This window comes from Streptomyces sp. NPDC006430, from assembly GCF_040612395.1.
In the GTDB taxonomy this organism is placed as follows: Bacteria; Actinomycetota; Actinomycetes; order Streptomycetales; family Streptomycetaceae; genus Streptomyces.
Window position 1 is genome coordinate 58900 of the sequence record NZ_JBEXQA010000010.1, and the last position, 21290, is coordinate 80189.

A 21290-nucleotide genomic window follows, 5' to 3' on the forward strand; every position below is an offset into this window, starting at 1 on the left:
GATGGGCCGGATGGCCCGCGGCCACACGCGTGGTGAGACGAGGTCAACTCCGGGTAGGGGGGTCGGTTCCGGCGATCCTTTGTTAGCCTGGGTACGACACCGGCTCGATCCAAGCCCCCGGGCCCAACCTTCGTCGCTTAGAGCGACCACTTGCCGCGAGGCGAGCATGGCGGGTCGGTGTCGTAGACGTTCACAGAGGTCCGCGTCCTTCGGTCACCGAGGGGCGCGGACCTTTTTCGTACGGGCTGCGCTTTCCCGCGTGCCGATCCATCTCGTATGGTGGAAGTGTCTTTCCGAATTTTGTAGCTGGTTACCTTGTACTGGCTGGTAGGTGGGACGATCGGACAACAGGTCCTGCCGCACCTGGCGTGCAGCGGGGCCCTGTGTGTACAGAAGAACCAGGGACAGAAGAGGAACACGGCCATGGCAACGGCGCCCAGCGTCTCGTACTCGATGACGGTCCGCCTGGAAGTGCCCGCGAGCGGAACCGCGGTCTCCCAGCTCACCACCGCCGTGGAGTCCTCCGGTGGGTCGGTCACCGGCCTCGACGTGACCGCCTCCGGTCACGAGAAGCTCCGCATCGACGTCACCATCGCCGCGACCTCCACCGCGCACGCCGACGAGATCGTCGGCAAGCTCCGGGAGATCGAGGGCGTCAGCCTCGGCAAGGTCTCCGACCGAACCTTCCTGATGCACCTCGGCGGCAAGATCGAGATGGCGTCCAAGCACCCCATCCGCAACCGCGACGACCTCTCGATGATCTACACCCCGGGCGTTGCCCGCGTGTGCATGGCCATTGCCGAGAACCCCGAGGACGCGCGCCGCCTCACCATCAAGCGCAACTCCGTCGCAGTCGTGACGGACGGCTCCGCCGTGCTGGGCCTCGGCAACATCGGCCCGATGGCCGCACTGCCCGTCATGGAGGGCAAGGCGGCCCTCTTCAAGCGCTTCGCGGGCATCGACGCCTGGCCGATCTGCCTGGACACCCAGGACACCGACGAGATCGTCGCCATCGTCAAGGCGATCGCCCCGGGCTTCGCCGGCATCAACCTGGAGGACATCTCCGCGCCGCGCTGCTTCGAGATCGAGGCCCGGCTGCGCGAGGCCCTCGACATCCCCGTCTTCCACGACGACCAGCACGGCACCGCCATCGTCGTCCTCGCAGCCCTCACCAACGCACTTCGCGTTGTGGGCAAGGCAGTTGGCGACGTCAAGGTCGTCATGTCCGGTGCCGGTGCGGCCGGTACGGCCATCCTCAAGCTGCTCCTCGCGGCCGGCGTCAAGAACGTGGTCAGCGCCGACATCCACGGCGTCGTGCACGCGGGCCGCCCCGACCTGGTCGACGCGGACCAGGACTCCCCGCTGCGCTGGATCGCCGACAACACCAACCCCGAGGGCTACACGGGCACTCTGAAGGAGGCCGTGGTCGGCGCCGACGTGTTCGTCGGCGTCTCGGCTCCCAACGTCCTGTCCGGCGAGGACGTCGCCGCCATGGCGGAAGGCGCGATCGTGTTCGCGCTCGCGAACCCGGACCCCGAGGTGGACCCGGCCATCGCCCGTCAGACCGCCGCCGTCGTGGCCACCGGACGCTCCGACTTCCCGAACCAGATCAACAACGTGCTGGTCTTCCCGGGCGTCTTCCGCGGCCTGTTGGACGCCCAGTCCCGCACGGTGAACACGGAGATGATGCTGGCCGCCGCGAGCGCGCTGGCGGACGTCGTCGGCGAGGACGAGTTGAACGCGAACTACATCATCCCGTCGGTCTTCAACGACAAGGTCGCCGGCGCCGTCGCCGGAGCCGTCCGCAAGGCCGCCTCGGCACTCTGAGCCCGGCGGGGCCCCGGGCAGGGCCCGCGGGGCGCGGCCGGGGCCGTCGCGGGGCCGTCGCGGGGCCGTCGCGCGGCCCCTGTGACGGCCCTCACGGCTTGTCGCTCCCGGCGCGTCGCGAGATGCGGGCCCGCCGGGCCGCCTCTAGGGTTGCGGGGATGCCCGCGAGGTCCGCGGTCCGCATCCACCAAGTGCGGACGGAGCGTCACCGCGGCGTGACTGTGGCGCTTTTCGTGTGACCCTGGCGGGTGCCGGATTGGCTTTCCCGCCGCTGGTGGGGGCAGGATGCGTAACCGGGCGAGAGGGTCTGACGTTCAGACCCGGGTCCGGGGACTGTCCGAGGGCCCTGGCAGCATCGGCTTCGATCTCACGCCTCTAAGGCAAGTTGAACACGGGAGTACAACATGAACCGCAGTGAGCTGGTGGCCGCTCTGTCCGAGCGCGCCGAGGTGACCCGCAAGGACGCCGACGCCGTTCTGGCCGCCCTCGCCGAGACCGTCGGTGAGGTCGTCGCCAAGGGCGACGAGAAGGTCACCATCCCCGGCTTCCTGACCTTCGAGCGCACCCACCGTGCCGCTCGCACCGCGCGCAACCCGCAGACCGGCGACCCCATCCAGATCCCGGCCGGCTTCAGCGTGAAGGTCTCCGCGGGCTCCAAGCTCAAGGAAGCCGCCAAGGGCAAGTAGTCCGCCCTTGTGCCGAGGGCCGTACAGGCCCTCGGGACGGCAGCAGTACGCAGCGAACGCCGAAGGGCGGCCACCCGGTGGGGTGGCCGCCCTTTGGCCTGTCAGGGGCCCTCGTGGGGCCTGGGGGGGGCCTCAGACGAGGTCGCCGCCCGGCAGCTCGACCTTGGCTCCCAGCTCCACGAGCTTCTCCATGAAGTTCTCGTAGCCGCGGTTGATGAGGTCGATGCCGTGGACCCGCGAGGTGCCCTCGGCCGCCAGCGCCGCGATCAGGTACGAGAACCCGCCGCGCAGGTCGGGGATGACCAGGTCGGCGCCCTGCAGCTTGGTGGGGCCGGAGACGACCGCCGAGTGCAGGAAGTTGCGCTGGCCGAAACGGCAGGCGCTGCCGCCCAGGCACTCCCGGTACAGCTGGATGTGTGCACCCATCTGGTTGAGTGCCGAGGTGAATCCCAACCGGGACTCGTAGACCGTCTCGTGGACGATCGACAGGCCGGCGGCCTGGGTCAGGGCCACCACCAGCGGCTGCTGCCAGTCGGTCTGGAAGCCGGGGTGCACGTCCGTTTCGAGCGCGATGGCGTTGAGCGGACCGCCCGGGTGCCAGAAGCGGATGCCCTCGTCGTCGATCTCGAACGCGCCGCCGACGCGCCGGTACGTGTTGAGGAAGGTCATCATCGAGCGCTGCTGCGCCCCGCGGACGTAGATGTTGCCGCCGGTCGCCAGCGCCGCGGAAGCCCAGGAAGCGGCCTCCAGGCGGTCCGGGAGCGCCTTGTGGTTGTAACCGCCGAGGCGGTCGACGCCGGTGATCCGGATGGTCCGGTCGGTGTCGAGGGAGATGATGGCGCCCATCTTCTGCAGTACGCAGATGAGGTCCTCGATCTCCGGCTCGACGGCCGCGTTGCTGAGTTCGGTGACGCCCTCGGCCAGGACGGCCGTCAGCAGCACCTGTTCGGTCGAACCGACCGAGGGGTAGGGCAGGCGGATCTTGCAGCCGCGCAGCCGCTGCGGGGCCTCCAGGTACTGGCCGCCCTCGCGCTTCTCGATGGTCGCGCCGAACTGGCGGAGCACGTCGAAGTGGAAGTCGATCGGCCGGCCGCCGATGTCGCAGCCGCCGAGGCCCGGAATGAAGGCGTGGCCCAGGCGGTGCAGCAGGGGGCCGCAGAACAGGATCGGGATGCGCGACGAGCCCGCGTGGGCGTCGATGTCCGCGACGTTCGCGCTTTCGACGTGCGTCGGGTCGAGCACGAGCTCGCCCGGCTCCTCGCCGGGGCGCACGGTCACCCCGTGCAACTGGAGCAGACCGCGCACGACCCGGACGTCGCGGATGTCGGGGACATTGCGCAGCCGGCTGGGTCCGCTGCCGAGCAGAGCGGCGACCATGGCCTTGGGCACGAGGTTCTTCGCACCGCGGACACGGATCTCGCCCTCGAGCGGGGTACCGCCATGGACAAGTAGGACGTCGTCTCTGTCTGTGCCGGTCATGGATCTCGCGTTCCGGAGAGGGGCTCCCCCGGCGAAGCCAGAGGAGGGTGGGCAGGGGGCCAGGGAAAAGGGTAAGGGGCGACACCCCCTTGTTCGTAAGGCTGACGCTGCCGTAGGTCTGTCATGAATCAGCCACAACACCCTCAGTGCCCACCCCGTGGCGGAGCGTCGCATTCCGTCGTGCCCGCACCCCGCGCGCACCCCGACAGCACCGCAACAGGACCGTACGCGGGGCCGCACGCGGGGCTGCGCGCTCCTCGCTGCTGCCGTGCGCCCGGAACTGCGTACGATCCGATTCCTCCGCCCGCTCCCCCTGAAGGGCGAATGTGCGAGATCATGTCGGCATGACCGAGGTGTCCTCCCTCACAGGGCGGCTGCTCGTGGCCACCCCCGCCCTCGCGGACCCGAACTTCGACCGCGCGGTGGTGCTCCTGCTCGACCACGACGAGCAGGGCTCGCTCGGCGTGGTCCTCAACCGGCCCACCCCCGTGGGCGTCGGCGACATCCTGCTGCCCTGGGCCACCCTGGCCGGCGATCCGGGGGTCGTCTTCCAGGGCGGCCCGGTGGGCCTGGACTCCGCCCTCGGGGTGGCCGTCATCCCGGGCGAGGAGGGGCCGCTCGGATGGCGCCGTGTGTACGGGGCGATCGGCCTGGTCGATCTGGAGGCCCCGCCGGAGCTGCTGGCCGCGGCGCTGGGCTCGCTGCGGATCTTCGCGGGCTACTCGGGCTGGGGCCCGGGCCAGCTGGAGGTCGAGCTCGGCGACGGCGCCTGGTACGTCGTGGAATCGGAGCCCGGAGACGTGTCCTTCCCGGATCCGGAACGCCTGTGGCGGGCGGTGCTGCGCCGCCAGCGCAGCGAGCTCGCGATGGTCGCCACCTATCCCGACGACCCGTCGCTCAACTGACCCGCGCGGGGATCGGTACCCTGGCTCTTATGAGCACTCTTGAGCCCGAGCGCGGGACTGGTACGGGGACCCTCGTAGAGCCGACGCCACAGGTGTCCCACGGCGACGGCGACCACGAGCGCTTCGCCCACTACGTCCAGAAGGACAAGATCATGGCGAGCGCGCTCGACGGGACCCCCGTCGTCGCGCTCTGCGGCAAGGTCTGGGTGCCGGGCCGGGATCCGAAGAAGTACCCGGTCTGCCCCATGTGCAAGGAGATCTACGAATCCATGGGCCCCGGCGGGGACAAGGACAAGGGCGGCAAGGACAAGTAGGTCCTGCGGTCGGCGGGTCTTCCGCGGCCGCCGGGTCTTCCGGGGCCGCCGGGTCCTCCAGGTCTTCCGGGCCCTTCAGTCCGCCTGCCCTTCGGCCTGCCCGCCTGCCCGCCTTGTGATCCTGCGGCCCTCGGTCGGCCGGGTGGTGTGGTCCTCGGGTCCCTGGGCCGTCGCTCGGCCCTCCGGCCGGGAGACCCCGGGGCGGCGGGTACGCCGGTCCGACTCCGCGGGACGAGGTACTCCAGAGGCCCCCGGGATGCGCAACCGCGCACCCCGGGGGCCTTCTGCGTACTAGGGTCGGCGACAACGAGCGCTCTGCGGAACGGGTGTTGCGCAGAGCGCAACGCAGCTGTCGTGAAGGGCTGACGTATGGACCTGATCCCCCTTCCCCGGGTCGTCAATCTGAACGAGGACGCGCCCCCCTACGTGTTCGGGCCCGAGCCGGCCCTCGCCGCGGGGCCGGGTGCGGGGGGCACCGCACGCTGGCTGCGCCGCGAACTCGGCGCAGCCACCGGCTGGGACCTCCCGTCCGTCGGGGACGGCGCGACGGGTGCCGTACGGCTGCGGCTCGACGGGCGCGTGGCCGAACGCCTCGGGCCGGAGGGGTACGCGCTCACCGTCGACGGGAGCGGGGTGGACCTCGCGGGTGGATCCGCCGCCGGGCTGTTCTGGGGCGCGCAGACGCTGCGTCAGATGTTGGGGGCCGATGCCCACCGGCGGGCGCCGGCTGCGGCAGGCCGGGCGTGGAGCCTGCCGTACGGGGTGGTCGAGGACGCGCCCCGCTTCGGATGGCGCGGGATGATGCTGGACGTCGCGCGGCACTTCATGCCCAAGGACGGGGTGCTCCGGTACGTGGACCTGCTCGCCGCGCACAAGCTCAACGTGCTGCACCTGCACCTGACGGACGACCAGGGCTGGCGGGTCGAGATCAAGCGCCACCCACGGCTTACCGAGGTCGGTGCGTGGCGCCCGCGCAGCCGTTGGGGGCACCGGGCCTCACCGCTGTGGAACGAGACCCCGCACGGCGGCTTCTACACGCAGGACGACATCCGCGAGATCGTCGCGTACGCCGCCGAGCGGCACATCAGGGTGGTCCCGGAGATCGACGTGCCGGGACATTCGCAGGCCGCCATCGCCGCGTACCCCGAGCTGGGGAACGTGGACGTGGTCGATACCTCGGCGCTCGGAGTGTGGGACGACTGGGGGATCAGCGAGAACGTGCTCGCGCCGACCGAGGGCGTACTGCGGTTCTACGAGGGGGTCTTCGAGGAGCTCTTGGAGCTCTTCCCCGCGGAGGTCTCACCGTTCGTGCACGTGGGCGGGGACGAGTGCCCGAAGGGGCAGTGGCGCGCGTCGGCGGTCGCCCAGGAGCGGATCCGGGAGCTGGGGGTGGACGGCGAGGACGGGTTGCAGTCCTGGTTCGTCCGGCACTTCGACGGCTGGCTCGCGGCGCGCGGGCGACGGCTGATCGGGTGGGACGAGATCCTGGAGGGCGGGCTGGCGCCGGGGGCCGCGGTGTCCTCGTGGCGCGGGTACGCGGGCGGGATCGCCGCGGCCGAGGCCGGGCACGACGTGGTGATGTGCCCGGAGCAGCAGGTGTACCTGGACCACCGTCAGTCCGGTGGCGAGGACGAACCGGTGCCGATCGGGTACGTGCGTTCGCTGGAGGACGTGTACCGGTTCGAGCCGGTGCCCGCGGAGCTGTCGCAGGCGGCCGCGGCCCGGGTGTTGGGCGCGCAGGCCAACGTGTGGACCGAGGTGATGGAGAACCAGAGCCGGGTCGACTACCAGGTGTTCCCGCGACTGGCGGCCTTCGCGGAGGTGGTGTGGTCGAGGCTGCCGGAACCGGCGCGGCGGGACCACACGGGCTTCCAGGCCCGGCTGCGGGGGCACTTCCGGCGGCTGGACGCGCTGGGTGTCGACTACCGGCCGCCGGGCGGTCCGTTGCCGTGGCAGCGGCGGCCGGGGGTGCTCGGGCGTCCGATCGAGGGGGAGCCCCCGAACGTGTGATCCGGGCGCGCGGGGCTGCTCCGAGGTGCTCCGGGTGTCCGGGGCGTTCGCGGTGTTCGGGCCGTGCGGCTCGGTAAGGATCGGTGCGGCTCGGTAAGGATCCGCGCGGGACTGTTCGGAATCCTTCGGGCTCCTTCGGACTTCTTCGGTCTTCATCGGAACTCTTGCGGCTTCCCGGACGTCCTTCGCTCTTGGGGGCTGGTCGGGAACTCTTGCTCGATTGAGGTGTATTCGGAGGATTCTTCGGATTCGGCTGATTCGGTGAATACGGGGGAAACCGGACGGCCGGGAGCTTCCGGGGGCGCCCGCCGGACCCTCGCGCCGGACGGTGGGGAAGATGTGCCAGAGTTGCCACGTCCCGGCGGTGAGCACGTACCGTACGGCGGACAGGCGTGAGCGCCGGGACCGGGACATCGGGAAGGGGCAGCTGGGTTGACCACGCACGCACCGCACACACCGCAGGCGGCGCAGTCCGTGACGCTGCCGGCCTCGCTCGACGAGGCCGTGGCGGCACTCACCGCCATGCCCGCCGCCGTGCCCGTCGCAGGCGGCACCGACCTCATGGCCGCCGTCAACGCAGGGCTGCTGCGGCCCGCCGCTCTGGTGGGCCTTGGCCGGATCAACGAGATCCGCGGTTGGCAGTACCAGGACGGACACGCACTGCTGGGCGCCGGCCTCACCCACGCGCGGATGGGGCGGCCCGACTTCGCCGCGCTGATCCCCGCGCTGGCCGCGGCCGCACGGGCCGCCGGGCCCCCGCAGATCCGTAACGCCGGCACCCTCGGCGGCAACATCGCCACCGCCGCGCCGACGGGCGACGCGCTGCCCGTGCTGGCCGCACTGGAGGCGATCCTCGTCGTCCACGGCCCGGGCGGGTCGCGGCGCGAGATCCCGGTCTCCTACCTGCTGGCCGGCCGCGAGATGCTGCGGCCCGGTGAGCTGATCGGCTTCGTCCGGGTGCCGCTGCTGCACGCGCCGCAGGTCTTCCTGAAAGCCACCGGGCGTACCGGGCCCGGGCGGGCCGTGGCGTCAGTGGGGCTCGTACTGGACCCTGCGCGCCGGGGTGTGCGCTGCGCGATCGGCGCGGTCGCCCCGATGCCGCTTCGGCCGCTGGAAGCCGAGCAGTGGGTGGCCTCGTTGATCGACTGGGACGGGGAGCGAACCCTGGCCCCCGAGGCGCTGGAGGCCTTCGGCGAGTACGTCGCGGCCGCCTGCGTCCCCGACCAGGGGGAACCGGTGGCTCCCGGCGTACTGCATCTGCGGCGGACGGTGGCCGTGCTGGCACGGAGGGCCCTGGGGAGGGCGCTGACCTCATGAGTGAGAACGAGAACGTGAGCGGAACGACGGGAGACAGGCGTCCCGCTGGGCCTGCGGGAACCGCGGGATCCGACGGCCGGGCCGGCGCCGGCTGGGGCTGGGAGCCGGTGCCGCAGGGCGGCGAGTACGACTCCGACGCGACGGCCTTCGTGAAACTGCCGCAGGACATGCTGGACGCGCTCGGCACCGGGGAGCCGCTGGCGGCCCCCGGGCACGGGTACGTGCCGCCGCCGATGATCGTGCCGCTCGGCCCCGCCGGCACGGACCCGGCCGCAACGGGTACGTGGACGATTCCGGCGCAGTGGCCCGAGGCGGGAGCGGCGGCGCAGCCCGACACGGCTGCCGGGGCGGCCACGGCCTCTCCGCTGCCGGTCGGCGGACCGATCCCGGCCTCGATCCCGATCCCGGCGTCGGTGGCGGCGGCGTTCGCGGACCCGGGGCACGGCCAGGCCGATTTCCAGGCCGATTTCCAGGGCGACTTCCCGGGTCAGCACCAGGGCCAGGGCCAAGATCAGCACCAGGGCCAGGGACAGGGACAGGCCCAAGGTCAGCACCAGGGGCAGGGCCAGGCAGCGGCGCAGGCCGAGGGCGAGACGGATCCCGGGGCGACCGCCGAGTGGCGCTTCCCGGAAGCGGTGCAGGACTCCGAGCCCGTGACGACCGGCCAGTGGACCCTTCCGGAACTCCGCGAGGAGACGGGCGAGTTCCAGCGGGTCGCACCGGCGGCCGACTGGAGCCAGGCCCCGGCGACGCTGCCGGGCGGAGCCGCGGCCCCGTGGGCCACGCACCCCGACTTCGAGGCAGCACGCCCGGAAGCCGCGATGAGCGCGGGCGTACTGCCCGACGCGCGGCCGGACGCGGGTGACCCGGGCACGTCGGGCGGGGGCCTGCGACGGCTGGGCGGACCCGGGGTCGGCGTCCCGGGGCGCGCCCCGCGTGTGCTGGGCGGCCCCGGTGTGGGCACGCTCCCGGAAGGGGAGCCGGCGCATCCGGCTCCGCACGACATCGAGGCCGCTCACGGACCGGCGGCGCCGCCCGTCACGGGGGAACGGCAGCACCCGGCGGCAGAGACATCCGACGCGCCGGCGACGACTTCGACCGGCGCGTACGCCGACGCGGCCGGCGCTGCGGCTGCCCTTGCGGAGCCGGAGCCGGAACTGGGGCCGGAACTGGTGCGTGCTCCCGAACCGGAGCACGCCCCGGAAGCCGAGCCCGAACCCGAGGCGGGTACCGTCACGGCCCCCGAGTACGCCCTCGCGGGCGGACCCGGCGCAGGCGCCGGCGGCTTCGCGGAGCCCACGGACACGAACGGGCACGGTTTCGCGGCATTCGGCCACGGGGCCGGTGAGCACGGGCACGGTTCCACGGGATCGGCGCACGACGCAGCGGCGGAGCCCGCCCACGCGGACGGGCAGCCGGGCGCGGGCTCCGGCCCGGTCCCGGGCGAAGTCGGGGCCGCACCCGTGCCGGGTGCGGACACCGCCGACAGTGCCGTGGTGGCGCCGGTTGCAGGAACGGGCGAAGGTCTCCCGGCCGAGGTGCCGACGTACGAAGAAGGACCGACGGCCGAGGCCGTCGCCCATCACGAGCATCCACTGGCTTCCTACGTCCTGCGCGTCAACGGCGCCGACCGACCCGTCACCGGCGCCTGGATCGGTGAGTCGCTGCTCTACGTGCTGCGCGAACGCCTCGGCCTCGCCGGCGCCAAGGACGGCTGCTCGGAGGGCGAATGCGGCGCGTGCGCCGTACAGGTCGACGGCCGGCTCGTCGCCTCCTGCCTCGTCCCGGCCGCGACGGCGGCCGGCAGCGAGGTCCGCACGGTGGAGGGGCTCGCGAGCGGCGGGGAACTCTCGGACGTGCAGCAGGCGTTGTGCAAGTCGGGTGCGGTGCAGTGCGGGTTCTGCGTACCCGGCATGGCGATGACCATCCACGACCTGCTGGAAGGCAACCACGCCCCCAGCGAGCTGGAGACCCGGCAGGCCCTGTGCGGGAACCTCTGCCGCTGCTCCGGCTACAAGGGCGTCATCGAGGCGGTCCGCGAGGTCGTCGCCGAGCGTGCGGCGACGGCCGAGGCCGAGGCTGGGGCCGAGGCTGGGTCTGGGGTAGAGGCCGGGGCCGGGGCCGGGGCTCCTTCGTCTCCGGACGCCCCGGAAGCGCGCATCCCGCACCAGGCGCCGCCCGGTGAGGGCGGGATCCACCACAACGGAGGCATGGCGTGAGCGGGCACGACGCGGCCACGGCGACGGCGACGACGACGGTATCGGTCTCCACGGGTACGTCGGCCGCCGCGGCGCCCGAGGCGGGTGAGCAGGAGGTTCCGCGCGGAATCGGGGCCTCCGTGCCGTCCGTGGACACGCACGCCAAGAGCGAGGGCACCTTCCCGTACGCCGCCGACCTGTGGGCCGAGGGCCTGCTGTGGGCCGCCGTACTGCGCTCCCCGCACGCCCACGCCCGCATCCTGTCCATTGACACCTCCGCAGCCGCCGAGATGCCCGGCGTGCACGCCGTCGTCACCCACGCAGACCTTCCCGGCGCGACCACGCACGGCCGCCGCATCGCGGACCGGCCGGTCTTCGCGCACGACGTCGTACGCCACCACGGCGAGCCCATCGCCGCCGTGGCCGCCGACCACCCGGACACCGCTCGCCTCGCAGCCGCCGCCATCGCCGTCGAGTACGAACTCCTCGACGCGGTGACCGACCCGGAGCAGTCCTTCAGCGCCCCCGCCCTGCACCCCGACGGCAACCTCATCCGGCACATCCCGCTCCGCTACGGCGACCCGGAGGCCACCGGCGAGGTCGTCGTCGAGGGCCTGTACCGGATCGGCCGCCAGGACCCCGCGCCCATCGGCGCCGAAGCCGGCCTGGCCGTGCCGCGACCCGACGGCGGCGTGGAGATCTACACCGCCTCCACCGACCCGCACCTGGACCGCGACCTGGCGGCGGCGTGCTTCGGCCTCGAACCCGACCGGGTGCGCGTCGTGGTGACCGGCGTCCCCGGCGCGACGGCCGACCGCGAGGACGCGGCCTTCCAGCTCCCGCTGGGCCTCCTCGCCCTCCGCACCGGCCACCCGGTCAAACTGGCAGCCACCCGCGAGGAATCCTTCCTCGGCCACACCCACCGCCACCCGACGCTGCTGCGCTACCGCCACCACGCGGACGCGGACGGCCGCCTGATCAAGGTGGAGGCCCAGATCCTGATGGACGCGGGCGCGTACGCGGACGCCTCCTCGGAATCCCTCGCCGCGGCGGTGGCGTTCGCCTGCGGCCCGTACGTCGTCCCGCACGCCTTCGTCGAAGGCTGGGCGGTCCGTACGAACAACCCGCCGTCGGGCCACGTACGGGGCGAAGGCGCCATGCAGGTCTGCGCGGCGTACGAGGGCCAGATGGACAAGCTCGCAGCGGCCCTCGGGCTCGACGGGGCGGAACTACGCCTGCGCAACGTCCTCGCGACGGGCGACCTCCTGCCCACCGGCCAAACGGTCACCTGCCCGGCACCGGTGGCGGAACTCCTGCGCGCAGTACGCGACTTCGAACTGCCCTCGCTCCCGAAGGACACCCCGGAGGAGGAGTGGCTGCTGCCGGGCGGCCCGGAGGGCGCGGGCGAGCCGGGTGCGGTGCGACGCGGCGTCGGGTACGGCGTGGGCATGGTCCACATGCTCGGCGCGGAAGGAACGGACGAGGTGTCGACGGCGACCGTCAAGGTCGTCAACGGCTCGGCGACGGTCATCTGCGCGGCCGTCGACACCGGCCAGGGCTTCTCGACCCTCGCCCGCCAGATCGTCCAGGAGGTCCTGGGCGTGGACGAGGTGGTGACGGCCCCGGTAGACACCGACCAGCCCCCGGCGGGCCCCTCGGCGCACGGACGCCACACGTGGGTGTCCGGCGGCGCCGTCGAACGGGCCGCGAAGATGGTCCGCACCCAACTCCTCCAGCCGATGGCACACAAGCTCGGCATGTCCACGGAGCTCCTCCAGATCGCGGACGGCCGGATCACGTCGTACGACGGCGCGTTCTCGACGACGGTCGCGGAGGCGATGGCGGGCAAGGAACTCTGGGCCACGGCCCAGTGCCGCCCCCACCCGACGGAACCCCTGGACGGGGACGGCCAGGGCGACGCGTTCGTCGGCCTCGCCTTCTGCGCGATCCGCGCGGTGGTGGACGTGGACATCGAACTCGGCTCGGTCCGGGTCGTGGAACTGGCTGTGGCCCAGGACGTGGGCCGCATCCTCAACCCCCGCCAGCTGGAAGCCCGTATCGAAGCGGGCGTCACACAAGGCGTGGGCGCTGCCCTGACGGAGAACCTCCGCTCGGTCTCGGGCCTCGTCCGCCACCCCGACCTGACGGGCTACGCCCTGCCCACGTCGCTGGACGCCCCGGCGGTGCGCATCGTCAAACTGGTCGAAGAGCGTGACGTGGTGGCCCCGTTCGGCGCGAAGGCGGCGAGCGCGATCCCTGTGGTGACGACCCCGGCAGCGGTAGCCTCGGCAGTACGCGCGGCCACGGGCCGCCCGGTGAACAGGATCCCGATCCGGCCATCGGCAGCCGTCGCAGCGCCCAACTCGTGACCGTGTGACCCGCATTGCACGTGCAACCCCGAGGTTGGGACTGTCGGTGCCGCTCGCTAGAGTGATCGGTAAGACGTAGTACGTGCCCGTGCGAACGGGTGCGAACGGGGCCGGGGAAGCAGCGGAAACGCTGCAACCACGGGAATAACGGGGAGTCGGGGAGGCCATCGTGGCAGAGGAGTCGGCGCCTGGCCTGTTGGGGCTGGGCAATATCAATGCGGGCATGGCGGACGCGATCATGGCGCAGGCGAAGGCGCTTGAGGTCGAGTTCGAGTCGATGAAGGAATTCAAGAACCGGGTCGACGAGCTCCTGGACAAGCTCGACGGATCCCAGGCGGCCGACAAGAAGCTGGCCCACACGACCCTGCCCGACGGGGCGCTGGGCCACGGCTTCGCGGAGGCGGAAGCCCTCCACAAGGCGTACTCGACGGTGCACACGCAGCTCCAGAACCTGTCGAAGGGCCTGGCGGGGCAGATCGAGGCCCTGGGCATCGCGATCCTGACGGCGGGCAAGGGCTACGGCAACGTGGACGCGGAAACGGAGGCACGGATGCGCGCCATCGTCGCGCAGGCGAAGAAGGACTACGTTCCTGACCGCGACCCGGAGAAGCAGCAACAGGAGGCCCAGCACGGCTCCACGGGCAATGGACCGGGCGGGATCTGATGGCAACGGACTTCGAGAGCTACACGCACCAGCAGCTGCTCGCCATGATCGCTTCCCTCGACGCGGAAACGGTGAAGGCCCGCGGCACGCAGCTGACCGAGGCGGCCAAGACGATCAAGGAGATCGGCGAGAGCCTCAAGAAGCACCGGGTGAAGGGCTGGGAGGGCGAGGCCGCCACGGCCTTCGAGACCTGGGTCGGCCAGACAGGCAGCGCGACGCTGCGCCTGGCCGACTACAGCGAGGCCGGCGGCAAGTGGATGACCGAGGCCGCGCAGACCATGGTCGAGGTCAAGAAGAACATGCCGGCGTACGACACGGACGCCGCCGCCGACCTCAAGGCCGCCAGGGACTTCCACAACGACCCTGACTCGGTCAAGATCGGCCAGATCGCCACCGTCAAGCTGAACGGCGACCACCAGAAGGCCGTCGACGCCCTGACAAAGCTGGCGGGCTCGTACGACCAGTCGTCGACCCAGATGGGCAAGGCCGAAATCCCGACCTTCCCGCCGCCGCCGGGAGAGTTCCGTCCGTCGGACGAGGTCTCTAGCAGCTCGTATATGGCCCGGTCGAGTGGTAGTTCTGGCGATGGTTCTGGTTCCGGTAGCTCCTCCTTCGCCCCAACGGCACCGCGCAGTGAAGGGTCCTCGGACTCACCGAACCGGGCGGTTGGCCACCAGCCGGACGCTACGCCGCACTTGCCGACTGACCCCGCACCAGTCCCCAGCCTTCCGGACCGGGACGTGGACGTGGACCTCGACCACGTGGCGACGCTCCCCGACAAGACCCTTCCTCCGGTCACGGGCCTGCCGAGCGTTCCGCTTCCCGGACCGGGTCCGAGTGGCGGCCCCGGACCCATTGCGCCCATCTCGCTCCCGCCCATCGGTACGCCGATCCCATCAGGTGGCGGGCCTGGCGGACCCGGCAGCAAATTCCAGGTGCCGACTCCTCCCCTCAGTAAGGCCGGCGGTACTGCGGGCCTGCTCCCCCGTGACACCGGAATCATGGGCGGGCGACCGGTGACCACCAATGGACCGAGTGCCGGCATTCCGCGCGGTACCGTCATCGGCAAGGAAGGCGGCGGCCAGCAGGGACTCGGCCGTGGCATGGGCGGCGGAATGCACCCTGGCGGGGGCGGACCCCACGTCGGCGGCCCGGGTGGTTCCGGGGTGGGCCGTCGCTTGGCCATGGAGCCCGGCGGCGTCGTCGGCGGCCGTCAGTCCCCCACGGTCGGTCGGCCCGCCACGGGTGCGGGAGGTCAGCCGTTCACGCCGGGCGGCTCGGGCCTCGTGCGCAACAGTTCCGGAGCCGCTTCGGCCCGCGGTGCCATGGGCCATGGTGGTGCGGGTGTTCACACTCCTGGTAACCAGCGTGACCAGCGGGAGGGCGAGCGCCCCGACTACCTGGCCGAAGACGAAGAGACCTGGCAGAGCGACGAGCACGTTGTTCCGCCGGTGATCGACTGAGCAGAACGGACGTTGCACGGGATGCGCATGCGTAAGGCGACCGCGGCCCTGGTCGGCCTCCTGCTGGCCGGGGTCGCGGCGACCCCGGCCCATGCAGAGACGATCCGGTCCAAGCAATGGCACCTCGACGCCATGAAGGCCGACGACATTTGGAAAATCAGCAAGGGCAAGGGCGTCACCGTTGCGGTGATCGATACCGGTGTTGCGCGGATTCCCGAACTTGAGGGCCGGGTCCTCCCTGGCAAGAACTTTGCGGCGCCCAGCTACGAAGGCGATGAACGTACTGACTATGGCCATCACGGCACGAGCATGGCTGCGATCATCGCAGGCAACGGCAAGGGCCCTGGAGGCGCGGACAGTGCGTTTGGCCTAGCACCCGATGCGAAGATTCTTCCTCTGCGAATCGACCGAGGTGGTGATGGTGGCCCTATCTTTAAGTCGATGATCGAGGCCATTCGGTACGCAGCGGATTCCGACGCAAAAATCCTCAACATCTCAATTGTCGGCGATGGCACGAGCGAGGACCTCAGTAAGGCAGTCAGGTATGCCTTGGGTAAAGGCAAGCTGATTTTCGCCGGTGCAGGAAACGACGGGGATACCTCGAACGAGATCTATTACCCTGCCGCCACTCCTGGAGTGGTCGGCGTTGCTGCTGTCGACCCAGATGGTGCCGCGACCAAGGAATCGCAACACAACGCATTCGTGGATCTATCGGCCCCAGGTGTCAACATCGTCACCGGATGCGATGGCGGCACAGGTCTCTGCAACAGCCACGGCACGAGCGACGCCACCGCGCTCGCTTCCGCCTCGGCGGCCTTGCTTTGGTCCGCTCACCCGGACTGGACCAACAACCAGGTCCTCCGCGTTCTCCTGAACACCGCCGGAAAGCCTGAAGGCGTGCCGCGGAACGATTACGTCGGGTATGGCGTGGTTCGGCCGCGGATCGCGGTGCCCAACCCTGGTGATCCCGGGCCGGCGGATGTGTTCCCGCTGCCTGATCTGGCGGCGGCAGACGCGAAGAACTCGCCCGCCCCCTCGGTCTCCACTGGCGGCAAGAAGCCCGAGTCCGGTGCCCCCCAGGCCGAGGCCAAGGAGGACGGGAGCAGTCCCGTGCTGTGGATCGGGCTGGGGCTCGGTGCCTGCGTGCTCATCGGGGGAGCCGTCGTCGCTGTTGTCGTTCGGCGCAGGAACGCCTAACGTCGCCCGATGCGGATGCGTCGGACCACCTCGGCCCTGGCCGGCCTCCTGCTGGCCGGGACCGTAGGGGCCCCAGCCGCATACGCCCGGTCCGCTCGGCCAGAGCAGTGGCATCTCGCTGCCATGCAAGCCGAGCAGATGTGGAAGTTCAGCACCGGCCTCGGCGTCACCGTCGCCGTCATAGACACCGGCGTCGGCCGGATCCCCGAGCTCGACGGCCAGGTGGTCCAGGGCAAGGACTTCTCCCACGGGTACGAGGGGGACGAGCGCACCGACTACGGCGATCACGGCACCGGCATCGCCGCCCTCATCGCCGGCACGGGCAAGCGTCCGACGGGCGGCGGGGCGTTCGGGCTGGCACCCGGGGCCAAAATCCTTCCGCTCCGCGTCTCCGAGGGAGGTGGAAACCTCCGCCTCCACCAGTCGATCGCCGAGGCGATCCGCTTCGCCGCGGACTCGGACGCCAAGGTCCTGAACATCTCCTTCGGCGGGCCCGGTGAGAGCGAGGAGCTCGACGCCGCCGTCCGGTACGCCCTGGACAAGGGCAAGCTGATCTTCTCCTCGGTCGGCAACGACGGGGACGGACCCAACGAGGTCATGTACCCCTCCGGCTCGCCGGGTGTGGTCGGCGTCTCGGCCGTCGGCCCGGACGATGCCGCGACCAAGGAGTCCCAGCACGGCCCGCAGGTCGATCTGGCCGCCCCCGGCGTCGACATCGTCACCGGATGCGCCGACGAGACCGACTCCGATCCCGGCCCCGATTCGGGTTTCTGCAGTCACCACGGCACCAGTGACGCGACCGCACTCGCCTCCGCGTCCGTCGCCCTGCTCTGGTCCGTCCACCCCGACTGGACCAACAACCAGGTCCTGCGGGTGCTGTTGAACACCGCAGCCCAGCCCGTCGGCGGCGGTGGGCGCGACGACTACGTCGGCTACGGAGTCGTACGCCCCCGTATCGCCCTGCTCGCCGCGCCCGCCTCCGGCGACCCCGACCCCGGTCCCGGGGACCTCTACCCGCTTCCCGACCTGGCGGGCGCGCAGGGGAGGAACCCGCCCTCCCCGCCGGCCGACGGCAAGTCGTCGGGCCTTCCTGCCCTTCGGGCCGAGGCCGGCCGGGCCGGTCGCAGCGTCCTTCCCCGGACGCTGCTCGGCTGGGGTGCCAGTGCGGTCGTCGGCGCAGCCGTCGCCGCGGTCGTCGTACGTCGGGTGTGCCGCTGACCTGACCTGACCTGACCTGATCCGTGCGGGCGGCGGCGCCGGCCCGGCGCGACGGCCCGTCCTGCCACCTCGCTCCGGGTACGCGCACCAACCAGGGCGACCCGTACGACCCGTACGACCGGGACGGCGGTCTCGGTTACCGTGGCGTTCGCGTCGCCAGGGAAGCAAGGCGACGCGCTGTCCCTCCGGGGTCCGCGCCCGGGATGGGGCCCTGCCTGTTCGCCCGTCAGCCTCGCCGAAGCTGGCGGCCGAAACGAAGGAGAAGAGCACGCGATGACGTTCGACGAGGAATGGTCCACCGCGCGAGCCACCGCCGCGGCGAACGTCTCCATGCGACTCAATCACGTTCCCACCGAGCCCGGTGGTGGCGGCGGGGGCACCGGTGACCTTGAGATCAACCAGGAGCACATCGGGGCCATCGGCACCGACGCGTTCCAGCTCCACTCCCGCCTGACTACCGACGGGAAGCACGCCGACACGGCCACCGCCGAAGCCGCGAGCGCGCTCACGAAGGAGAACTTCGCCAGCGGCGCCGCGCTCCTCAAGGTGAAGTCCCGTTGGGAGAGCCAGTTGAAGACCCTGGTCGCCGCCTGCGCGAACATCTCCAACGGCCTGAACTACTCGGTCTCCTCCCATCACAAGGAGGAGGAGAATCTCTACGCCGAGTTCACCGCCTCCAAGATCGACCAGCTTCTCAAGTAGTCACGCACGCACAACGCCGGCCACCCACGGCGTCGAGGCAGGAAGGCTCAGGACAGCAGTGCTGACGTACGAGAACGTGATGAACGCACCCCTGGACAAGCTCCAGACGGCGATCCGCGACTGGGGCGTGATGGTCAAGAAGCTGGAGGAACTGGCCGAGGTCGCCCGCAACGGCATGAAGGCCAAGGCCGACAAGGCCGAGTGGAGCGGGGTCACGGCGGGGGTCGCCCGGCCGTTCGTCGACAAGACGGCCAAGGAGTTCGAGGACGCGGCCAAGGAAGCCAAGGGCATCCACCTGGTCCTCACCGACGGGCACGCCACCTTCAAGGCCGCCCAGGACCAGATCAAGAAGCTCGTCGAGGAAGCACCGGCCGCCGGCTTCACGATCGACGGGTCCGGGCGGGTCACCGCGATCCCGCTCGCCGACCCGAAGGACCAGTACGCCGCCCAGCACGACCCGGACTACCAGGAGTCGCTGCGCAAGAACCGGGGTCTGTGGCAAGAGCGCGTCAACCGGGCCGTCGAGGACGCCCAGGACGCCGACGACTCGCTGGTGCGGGCCCTCCAGGCGAACGTCACCGACGACAACAACTTCACCGCCCCGAAGTACACGACGCTCGACGCCGAGCAGGTGGACCGGGCGGCGGACCTGATGAAGAAGGTCACCGGCGAGGGCGGCACGGCCCGCAACCCGGAGGCATTGCGCGAGCTGGAGGACCTGCTCGACGACAACCGCAGCGACCCCGAGTTCGCCACCGGCTTCTACCGTCAGGTGGGGCCCGAGGGCACGCTGCAGGCGTACTCGAAGATGTCCCTGGACGCGACCGGCCTCGGCCCGGCGGGTGCGGACCGCGCGCTCATGGTCGGCAACATCCAGAGCGACCTCGGCGCGATGCTGGGCCTCGCCACCCACAAGGACGTCCCCAACCACCTCGACGCCGCCTGGACGATCGAGCTGATGAAGGCCGGCCGCAAGGAGTTGGACGTCGGCCTGACCACGAAGGTGTACGGCTACCAGGCGTTGGGGTCGCTGCTGCGCGAAGGGACGTACGACAAGGAGTTCTTGACCTCGGTCGGCCGTGACATGGTCGCCATGGACCGCAAGAACCCGCGGGTGTGGGAATACGGCGCCCCCATCGACCCGAAGCTGACCCTCAACCACGGGGCCGACGGCGGCCGGGGCTTCTACCCGCTGACGGGCCTGATGGAGGCCCTGAACAACAACCCGGAAGCGGCGACCGCCTTCTTCAACGAGCCGGTGCGCGAGGACAGCAACGGCGACGGCATCGTCACGAAGGACGACAAGGCGGTCGGCGGCCAGCACGGCAAGGCGCAGGGCGTGGTCGACTACATGCTCGACAAGAAGCCGTACATGGACAGCTTCGACATCACGCTGACCGGTGACGTCCACCCGGCCCAGAACGCCCTCGGTGACGCCCTGGAGGCGGCCGTCACGGGCCGCGTGACGGGCGACGAGGACGCGAAGCCCGTCCCGCACACCAAGGAGATGACGGCCGTCATGGAACGGGTCGTCGAAAAGATCGGCGACAAGCCGGAGCTGGTCACCGGGAAGCCGGGCGAGGACAACAGCTCACCGCTGAAGGGGCTGTCCGGCCACTTCGGCCAGATGGCCGCCGAGTACATGCCGGACATCCAGGCCTCCGCCGAGAACGGCAGCCGGATGATCAAGGTGAACGGTGAGATGGCCGAGTTCCACAAGGCCGACATGGCTGCGTTCATCGGAGCCGTGGGGCAGGACCCGGATGCGTACGGCGCGATCACCAATGCGCAGCGCGCGTTCACCACGACCCTCATCAACGACGTGATCGCGCACCGCAGCGAGTACGACGACGTCGATGCGGCGATCAAGAGTGCTGTCCACCCGGGCGGACAGATCACCGGCATCCTCTCCGAGGCCAGGGCCGAGGGGACGTTCGGGGAGAGCAGCCACAAGGCGGAGGAGTACGTCAAGGGCGTCGAGGACAACGCCAAGTGGATCAACCGGGGCATCAGCGCGGCGGGTGGAAAGTACCTGGAAATGGTGCCCTTGGCCGGAGACGTCGTGGAATGGCTCCAGGAGGACATCACGGAGAGCGTGGTCGAGAGGGCCAAGAAGGACCAGGCAGAGAAGACGGGCGAGGTCAATCACAAGGCAGTGATCGACTACACGGACGCGCAGATGGCGGCGGGCGAATCGGCGGCTCAATCGGTCCGCAAGGCAGCGGAGGGAACGGGCATGAACCAGAGGACCATCGACGCCCTCGCTGGTGTCGCCTCCACGGAGACGGCGAATGCGCACGCGGTCGGCCGAGGCCAGGTCGCCACGTCGAACAGCGGTTCCTGATGCGTACCGCCCGCGTTGCGCTCACCTGCGCCGTCGTGCTGTTCGGCTCGGTAGTCGTGGCGGGCTGTTCCGAGGGGAAGCCGGCGGCGTCCCTGCGGCTGCCCGAGCGCACCTGCTTCGGCATCTTCACCCGTTCCGATCTGGAGCCCTTGATGGGCAAGGGCGAGGAGGTGAAGGAGGCGGGGCCCGCCGATGTGCGGCTGACCGCGGAACGCCGGGGCGCGACGTGCAACGTCGACGTGGACGGCAAGGGCCGCTTCCTCGCGTCCGCCACGCGTCAACCGCTGGAGCAGAGCTTCTTCTGGCACCCGGAAATGATCAAACCCGCACCGGATCCGCTGGCCCTGGGGGACAAGGGCCTCGTCTACGACACCGGTGCCCGCGTCCTCGTGACCTGCAAGGGCCCCAAGGACGAGTTCCAGTTGGAACTGGTGCTGGGTGGATCCATCGACTCCATGAAGGCCGGAACGTCCCGCCAGCTGTTCGGTGACCTCATGAAGAAGTTCCTGGACGTGGCCAAGCAGCAGACGCAATGCGGCTCATAGGTGCACGTAGGTGCCCGGGGTCGCCTGCAGTAAGGCGGCCCCGGGGGCGGGT

The 21290-nt window shown here is 70.9% G+C and carries 16 protein-coding genes; 15 read left to right on the plus strand and 1 reads right to left on the minus strand.

Translation table 11 applies throughout. The features are described from left to right. Nucleotides 1-423: 423 nt before the first annotated feature. Nucleotides 424-1827: an NAD-dependent malic enzyme gene (locus tag ABZZ20_RS17035; RefSeq protein WP_356870182.1), complete on the plus strand. Its 1404-nt coding sequence runs from the start codon at nucleotides 424-426 to the stop codon at nucleotides 1825-1827. 404 nt (nucleotides 1828-2231) lie between these two features. Next, nucleotides 2232-2513 carry an HU family DNA-binding protein gene (locus tag ABZZ20_RS17040; RefSeq protein ID WP_243627406.1) on the plus strand — a complete coding sequence of 94 codons (282 nt, stop codon included), beginning with the start codon at nucleotides 2232-2234 and terminating at the stop codon, nucleotides 2511-2513. A gap of 132 nt (nucleotides 2514-2645) precedes the next feature. Here ABZZ20_RS17040 and murA read toward each other — a convergent pair whose 3' ends face one another. Then, nucleotides 2646-3992, minus strand: coding sequence for a UDP-N-acetylglucosamine 1-carboxyvinyltransferase (gene murA / locus ABZZ20_RS17045; RefSeq protein WP_356870183.1), 1347 nt, complete (start codon nucleotides 3990-3992; stop codon nucleotides 2646-2648). A 344-nt stretch (nucleotides 3993-4336) separates the two neighbouring features. On the opposite strand from murA, the gene ABZZ20_RS17050 reads away from it, so the two are divergent. The 13 genes from ABZZ20_RS17050 to ABZZ20_RS17110 all read left to right on the plus strand — a co-directional run bounded on the left by ABZZ20_RS17050 (nucleotide 4337) and on the right by ABZZ20_RS17110 (nucleotide 21238). Further along, nucleotides 4337-4897 (plus strand): YqgE/AlgH family protein, encoded by a 561-nt coding sequence (locus ABZZ20_RS17050; RefSeq protein ID WP_053784881.1) that lies wholly within the window; start codon nucleotides 4337-4339, stop codon nucleotides 4895-4897. 29 nt (nucleotides 4898-4926) lie between these two features. After that, nucleotides 4927-5211, plus strand: coding sequence for a DUF3039 domain-containing protein (locus ABZZ20_RS17055; RefSeq protein WP_030010729.1), 285 nt, complete (start codon nucleotides 4927-4929; stop codon nucleotides 5209-5211). Between the two features lie 369 nt (nucleotides 5212-5580). Beyond that, complete coding sequence (locus ABZZ20_RS17060; RefSeq protein ID WP_356870184.1) at nucleotides 5581-7221, plus strand: beta-N-acetylhexosaminidase; 1641 nt, start codon at nucleotides 5581-5583, stop codon at nucleotides 7219-7221. A gap of 432 nt (nucleotides 7222-7653) precedes the next feature. Continuing rightward, nucleotides 7654-8538 carry an FAD binding domain-containing protein gene (locus ABZZ20_RS17065; protein ID WP_356870185.1) on the plus strand — a complete coding sequence of 295 codons (885 nt, stop codon included), beginning with the start codon at nucleotides 7654-7656 and terminating at the stop codon, nucleotides 8536-8538. Continuing rightward, nucleotides 8535-10757 (plus strand): (2Fe-2S)-binding protein, encoded by a 2223-nt coding sequence (locus tag ABZZ20_RS17070; RefSeq protein ID WP_356870186.1) that lies wholly within the window; start codon nucleotides 8535-8537, stop codon nucleotides 10755-10757. The genes ABZZ20_RS17065 and ABZZ20_RS17070 overlap by 4 nt, the downstream gene beginning before the upstream one ends. Next, a complete protein-coding gene (locus ABZZ20_RS17075; protein WP_356870187.1) occupies nucleotides 10754-13105 on the plus strand; it encodes a xanthine dehydrogenase family protein molybdopterin-binding subunit in 2352 nt (783 codons plus the stop codon). The genes ABZZ20_RS17070 and ABZZ20_RS17075 overlap by 4 nt, the downstream gene beginning before the upstream one ends. A 169-nt stretch (nucleotides 13106-13274) precedes the next feature. Beyond that, the gene (locus tag ABZZ20_RS17080) at nucleotides 13275-13769 is read left to right on the plus strand and encodes a DUF2563 family protein (RefSeq protein WP_356870188.1); all 495 of its coding nucleotides are present in this window, start codon (nucleotides 13275-13277) and stop codon (nucleotides 13767-13769) included. Beyond that, complete coding sequence (locus ABZZ20_RS17085; protein ID WP_356870189.1) at nucleotides 13769-15232, plus strand: hypothetical protein; 1464 nt, start codon at nucleotides 13769-13771, stop codon at nucleotides 15230-15232. The genes ABZZ20_RS17080 and ABZZ20_RS17085 overlap by 1 nt, the downstream gene beginning before the upstream one ends. 21 nt (nucleotides 15233-15253) lie before the next feature. Next, complete coding sequence (gene mycP / locus ABZZ20_RS17090) at nucleotides 15254-16429, plus strand: type VII secretion-associated serine protease mycosin (RefSeq protein WP_356870190.1); 1176 nt, start codon at nucleotides 15254-15256, stop codon at nucleotides 16427-16429. A gap of 9 nt (nucleotides 16430-16438) precedes the next feature. Beyond that, the gene (gene mycP, locus ABZZ20_RS17095; protein ID WP_356870191.1) at nucleotides 16439-17647 is read left to right on the plus strand and encodes a type VII secretion-associated serine protease mycosin; all 1209 of its coding nucleotides are present in this window, start codon (nucleotides 16439-16441) and stop codon (nucleotides 17645-17647) included. Between the two features lie 273 nt (nucleotides 17648-17920). After that, nucleotides 17921-18349, plus strand: a complete 429-nt coding sequence (locus ABZZ20_RS17100) for a hypothetical protein (protein ID WP_356870192.1) — start codon at nucleotides 17921-17923, stop codon at nucleotides 18347-18349. A gap of 79 nt (nucleotides 18350-18428) precedes the next feature. Continuing rightward, the gene (locus tag ABZZ20_RS17105) at nucleotides 18429-20693 is read left to right on the plus strand and encodes a hypothetical protein (RefSeq protein WP_356870193.1); all 2265 of its coding nucleotides are present in this window, start codon (nucleotides 18429-18431) and stop codon (nucleotides 20691-20693) included. After that, nucleotides 20693-21238: a hypothetical protein gene (locus ABZZ20_RS17110; protein ID WP_356870194.1), complete on the plus strand. Its 546-nt coding sequence runs from the start codon at nucleotides 20693-20695 to the stop codon at nucleotides 21236-21238. Before ABZZ20_RS17105 ends, ABZZ20_RS17110 begins: the two co-directional genes overlap by 1 nt. Nucleotides 21239-21290 lie beyond the last annotated feature (52 nt).